Below are 1,023 nucleotides of genomic sequence, written 5' to 3' on the forward strand. Positions count from 1 at the left end.
CCTTGTTCAAAGCGCCGGAAGCAGATAGCGCAGCTTCATAGTTCTGACACTATTTTCTCTAAATAGTGGATCTCCCCACTGGCTTCGGTAGAATTGCGCGCAAATTGGTTTGCTGTTTTGCTCGTCACTACTGAGGTCAGGTATGAAAGATTTTCTTATTGCTCCATCCATTTTATCGGCTGATTTTGCACGTCTAGGTGAAGACGTAGAAAAAGTACTCGCAGCGGGTGCAGATGTGGTGCATTTCGATGTTATGGATAACCACTATGTACCAAACCTGACTTTTGGTGCTCCTGTGTGTAAAGCGCTACGCGATTACGGCATCACTGCGCCAATCGACGTTCATCTAATGGTGAAACCGGTAGATCGCATCATCCCTGATTTTGCAAAAGCTGGCGCATCGATGATCACTTTCCACGTTGAGGCCTCTGATCACGTAGACCGTACTCTTCAGCTTATCAAAGAACACGGCTGTAAAGCGGGTGTGGTATTAAACCCAGCAACACCGCTTGCGCATCTTGAGTTCATCATGGACAAAGTTGACCTGATTCTACTGATGTCGGTAAACCCAGGCTTTGGTGGCCAGTCTTTCATTCCTCATACCATGGATAAACTGCGCGCTGTCCGTAAAATGATTGATGAGTCAGGCCGAGACATTCGTCTGGAAATCGATGGTGGTGTGAAAGTCGACAACATTCGTGAAATTGCTGAAGCAGGTGCGGACATGTTTGTGGCGGGTTCTGCGATTTTTAGTCAGCCAGATTACAAACAAGTGATCGACCAAATGCGCACTGAGCTTGCTCAAGTAGAATAAGTGCTAAAAATAAGCGTTATAACGCTCTGATTTTAAAGGCTGCCACTTTGCTGGCAGCCTTTGTCGTTTCTGGCACGAGCCAAACAAAAATATCCCGCGCGCTGCGCAAATAATCACTTGCCTATTTTGCGGCCTTTCTGTACTATTCGTGCTCCTTAAACTCAGTCAATTATCTTTAGTTCCTTGCTTCCTCTGGACGACTGAGCCAT

The 1,023-nt window shown here is 46.4% G+C and carries 1 protein-coding gene; it reads left to right on the forward strand.

The genetic code is table 11. From position 1 onward, the window contains the following. The first annotated feature begins 142 nt into the window (after positions 1-142). Positions 143-814 carry a ribulose-phosphate 3-epimerase gene (rpe, locus tag R7P35_RS26390; protein ID WP_023585573.1) on the forward strand — a complete coding sequence of 224 codons (672 nt, stop codon included), beginning with the start codon at positions 143-145 and terminating at the stop codon, positions 812-814. The last annotated feature ends 209 nt before the right edge of the window (positions 815-1,023 follow it).

It is taken from the genome of Vibrio sp. Vb0304 (assembly GCF_033338995.1).
In the GTDB taxonomy this organism is placed as follows: domain Bacteria; phylum Pseudomonadota; class Gammaproteobacteria; order Enterobacterales; family Vibrionaceae; genus Vibrio; species Vibrio alginolyticus.

What these genes read in the sequence shown, in the direction of transcription:
- rpe (WP_023585573.1), top strand. Translation starts at nt 143, where the DNA reads ATGAAAGATTTTCTTATTGCTCCATCCATTTTATCGGCTGATTTTGCA.